Below are 4,803 nucleotides of genomic sequence, written 5' to 3'. Positions count from 1 at the left end.
ACTTCGCCAACCCGGTGGCCCTGCGCGCCCGCTTCTCGCCCGGCCTCACCTTCTCCGGCCTCATCTCCCAGGTGCGCACCACGGTGCTCGGCGCGCTCGAGCACCAGGACATCCCCTTCCCCGCCCTCGTGGAGCGGCTGCACCCCGAGCGCGACGCGGCCCGCTCCCCCATCTTCCAGGCCATGCTGGTGCTCCAGAAGTCCCAGCTCGGCGCGGCGCGCGGACTGGCCGGCCTCGCCCTGGAGGAGCCGGGTGAGGAGGCCCAGCTCGGCGAGCTCCGCCTGGCGTCCTGGCCGCTGCCGCACCGCGCGGCGCAGTTCGATCTCAGCCTCGCCCTGGCCGAGACGCGCGAGGGCCTGTCCGCCTCGATGGAGTACAGCACGGACCTCTTCGAGGCCGCCACCATCGAGCGGATGCTGGGCCACCTGCGGGTCCTGTGCGAGGCGCTCACCGCCCGGCCGGAGAGCCTGGTGACGCAGCCGACGCTGCTCACCGCCGAGGAGCACGCGCAGCAGGCCGCCTGGAACGACACCACCACCGTCTACGAGGGCGCGGACACGCTGCATGGCCTCGTCGAGGCCCAGTGCGCGCGGACCCCGGAGGCCGTGGCCCTGCGGTTCGAGGACGAGACGCTCACCTACCGGGAGCTGGAGCGGCGCGCCAATCAGCTCGCCCATCACCTGCGGGGGCTCGGCGTGGGCCCCGAGGTGCGCGTGGGCGTGTGCATGGAGCGCTCGCTCGAGCTGGTGGTGGCACTGCTCGGCGTGCTCAAGGCCGGTGGCGCCTACGTGCCGTTGGATCCCAGCTACCCGCGCGAGCGGCTGAGTCACATGCTGCGCAGCTCGGCGGCTCCCGTGCTCCTCACCCAGCAGCGGAGCGAGCACGTGCTCCCCGAGAGCGGCGCCACCCGCGTGTACCTGGAGCACGGTGGAGCATCCCTCGCCCACCTGCCCACCGGGGCTCCCGCGCCGCTCGCCACGGGCGAGAACCTCGCCTACGTCATCTACACCTCGGGCTCCACCGGACTGCCCAAGGGCGCCATGAACACCCATGCCGCCATCCGCAACCGGCTGCTGTGGATGCAGCGGGCCTATGGCCTCGGGGCGAGCGATCTCGTCCTCCAGAAGACGCCCTTCAGCTTCGATATCTCCGTCTGGGAGTTCTTCTGGCCGTTGCTCTCCGGGGCGCGGCTGGTGCTCGCCCGGCCCGGCGGCCACCAGGATCCCACCTACCTGCGCGACATCATCGTGGCGCGGGGCATCACCACGGCGCACTTCGTGCCCTCCATGCTCCAGAGCTTCCTCGACGAGCCTGGACTGGAGCGCTGCACGAGCCTGCGCCGCCTCGTGTGCGGCGGCGAGGCCATCTCCGCGGAGCTGAGGGACCGGTGCCTCGCGCGGCTGCCGGGCATCGAGCTGCACAACCTGTACGGCCCCACCGAGGCCGCCGTGGACGTCTCCTCGTTCACCTTCCGCCGAGAGGACACCTCGCGCACCGTCCCCATCGGCCGGCCCGTGGGCAACACCCGGCTCCTCGTGCTGGACGCGAGGCTGGCGCCCGTGCCCGTGGGCGTGCCGGGTGAGCTGTACATCGGTGGCATCCAGGTGGGCCGCGGCTACCTCGGCCGCCCCGAGCTGACGGCCACCGCCTTCGTGCCCGACCCCTCCGGCGTCGAGGGCGAGCGCATGTACAAGACGGGCGATCGCGCCCGCTTCCTGCCCGATGGCAACATCGAGTACCTCGGCCGTCTGGACTTCCAGGTGAAGCTGCGCGGCCTGCGCATCGAGCTGGGGGAGATCGAGCTCACGCTGGAGAAACACCCCGCGGTGCGCCAGGCGGCGGTGCTGGTGCGCGACGAGCCGGGTGGCGATCGCCGGCTCGTGGCCTTCCTCATCCCGACGGGAACGGCGCCCACGCGCGAGGAGCTGAAGGACTTCCTCGGCACGCGACTGCCCGCGTACATGGTGCCCTCCGGCTTCGGCTTCCTGGAGGCGCTGCCGCTCACCCCGAGCGGCAAGCTGGACCGCCGCGCACTGGCGAGCCTGTCCGTGGAGGACCCTTCCCAGGCCAACAACTGGGTCGCCCCGCGCACGCCCGCCGAGGAGAAGGTGGCCGGCATCTGGAGCGCCGTTCTCGGCCGCGAGCGCATTGGCGCGAACGACCACTTCTTCGAGCTGGGAGGCCACTCGCTGCTGGCCACCCGGGCCGTCTCGCGGCTGCGCTCCGCCTTCGGGGTGGAGCTGCCCCTTCAGGCCCTCTTCGAGGCGCCCACCGTGGAAGCCCTGGCGCGGCGGCTCGAGTCCTCCGCGCTCCTGGGCTCCGTGGCCCCGCCCCTGGTCCGCCGCTCCGAGCCGGGCCCCGCCCCGCTGTCCTTCGCCCAGGAGCGGCTGTGGCTCGTCGACCAGATGGTGGGCGGCGGCCCCCTCTACAACATGCCCTGCGCGGTGCGACTGAGCGGCCCGCTCGACGTGGCGGCGCTGGAGCATGCCCTCTCCGAGGTGGTGCGCCGCCACGAGGCCCTGCGCACGGCGATACGTGCCGAGCGCGGTGAGCCCGTCCAGGAGGTGCTGCCCGCCGTGCCGTTGTCGCTCGCTCCCGTGGAGCTGGCGGACCTGCCCGAGTCGGAGCGCGAGGACCGGGTGGCGGTGCTCGCCCGCGAGGAGGCACTCCGTCCGTTCGACCTCGCCCGCGGCCCCCTGCTCCGGGCGAAGCTGCTGCGGCTGGGGCGCGAGCACCACGTGCTGCTGCTCACGATGCACCACATCGTCTCGGACGGGTGGTCGGTGGGCGTGCTCGCCCGCGAGCTGACGGCGCTGTACGGCGCCTCCACCCGGGGCGAGCCCTCGCCACTCGCGGAGCTGCCCCTCCAGTACGGGGACTACTCGCTCTGGCAGCGGCGCTGGCTGGAGGGCGGTGAGCTGGAGCGCCAGCTTGGCTATTGGAAGCGGCAGCTCGACGCGCTGCCCCGGCTCCAGTTGCGCACCGACCGGCCCCGCCCGGCGGTCCAGAGCTACCGGGGGCGCTCCCAGCGCTTCCTCCTGCCCCGCGCCCTGGTGGAGCGGCTGGAGACGCTCGGCCGTGGCGAGGGCACCACCCTCTTCATGGTGCTGCTCGGCGTCTTCGACGTGGTGCTCAAGCGCTACTCCGGCCAGGACGACCTGGTGGTGGGCACCGACGTCGCCAACCGCAACCGGCCCGAGATCGAGGGGCTGATCGGCTTCTTCACCAACCAGCTCGTGCTGCGGGCGGATCTCTCCGGGGACCCGTCCTTCCGCGAGCTGCTCGCACGGCTGCGCCGGGTGACGCTGGAGGCCTACGAGCACCAGGACGTCCCCTTCGAGCGGCTGGTGCGCGCCCTGCGCCCCGAGCGCGACGCGGCCATGTCGCCCCTGTTCCAGGTGAAGCTGGTGCTCCAGAACGCACCGGCGCCCTCGCTCGCGCTGCCGGGCTTGAGCCCCAGCCTGATCGACGCGGACGGCGGCGAGACGGCCCGGTGGGACCTGTTGCTCGACCTCAGCCCTGGCGAAGCCGGGCTGTGGGCGCGGGCCGAGTACAGCACCGACCTGTTCGACGAGGCCACCATCGCCCGGCTGTGGGAGCACTTCCTGCTCGCGGCGGAGGGCGTGGCCGCGGACCCCGGACGGCGCATCTCCGCGACCCCGCTGGTGACGGCGGCCGAGCGCGAGCGGATGGACCAGTGGAACGACACGGGCACCGACTATCCGCGCCAGGCCACCGTGCACGGGCTCTTCGAGGCCCAGGCGGCGGCCACCCCCGACGCGGTGGCGGTGACGTTCGAGGGACAGCAACTCACCTACGCGGAGCTGGATCGGCGGGCCAATCAGCTCGCGCACCACCTCCTCTCCCTGGGCGTGAGCCCGGGGGGGCGCGTGGGCCTGTGCCTGGAGCGCTCGGTGGAGATGGTGGTGGGGCTGCTCGGCATCCTCAAGGCCGGCTGCGCGTACCTGCCGTTGGATCCCTCGTACCCCGTCGAGCGTCTGGGCTACCTCATCCAGGACGGGCGGCTGCTGGCGCTCGTGACCCGCTCGGAGTTGGCGGACGAGCTGCCGGCGCAGTGGGTCCCCGTCGTGAGCGTGGATGAGGACGCGGACGCGCTGGCTTCCCAGCCCGTGACCGCACCGGCGCTCCCCGTCACCGCCGGGCACGAGGCCTACGTCCTCTATACCTCCGGCTCCACGGGCACCCCCAAGGGCGTGGCCGTCCCCCACCGGGCCATCGTGCGCCTGGTGCGTGACACCACCTACGCGCATTTCGGGCCGGACGAGACGGTGCTCCAGTTCGCACCGCTCGCCTTCGATGCCTCCACGCTCGAGCTGTGGGGCGCGCTGCTCAACGGTGGCCGGCTGGCCGTCTTCCCTCCCCACATGCCGTCCCTGGAGGAGTTGGGCGGGTTCATCGCCCGCAACGGCATCACCACGATGTGGCTCACCGCGGGCCTCTTCCACCAGTTGGTGGACCATGCCCTGGAGGCGCTCGCCCCGGTGCGGCAGCTGCTCGCGGGAGGCGACGTGCTGTCCCCCTCCCATGTGCAGCGCGTGGTGGATCGCTACCCCGGCTGCCGGGTCATCAACGGCTACGGCCCCACCGAGAACACCACCTTCACCTGCTGCTACCCGGTGCCCGTAGGCGAGCGGCTCACCGGCTCCGTGCCCATCGGCCGACCCATCTCCAACACGCGCGTCTACGTGCTGGACGCGGCGATGGCGCCGGTGCCCGTGGGGGCTCCCGGTGAGCTGTACACGGGCGGCGACGGCCTGGCGCACGGCTACCTCAACGCCCCGG

General features: G+C 72.8%; 1 protein-coding gene. It reads left to right on the top strand.

The features are described 5' to 3' along the window. On the top strand, positions 1–4,803 hold a 4,803-nt coding region (locus tag VF794_RS35665), incomplete at both ends, for an amino acid adenylation domain-containing protein (RefSeq protein WP_331117587.1).

It is taken from the genome of Archangium sp., assembly GCF_036389735.1.
Classification (GTDB): Bacteria; Myxococcota; Myxococcia; order Myxococcales; family Myxococcaceae; genus Archangium.
This window is presented reverse-complemented; position numbering and strand designations above follow the sequence as displayed.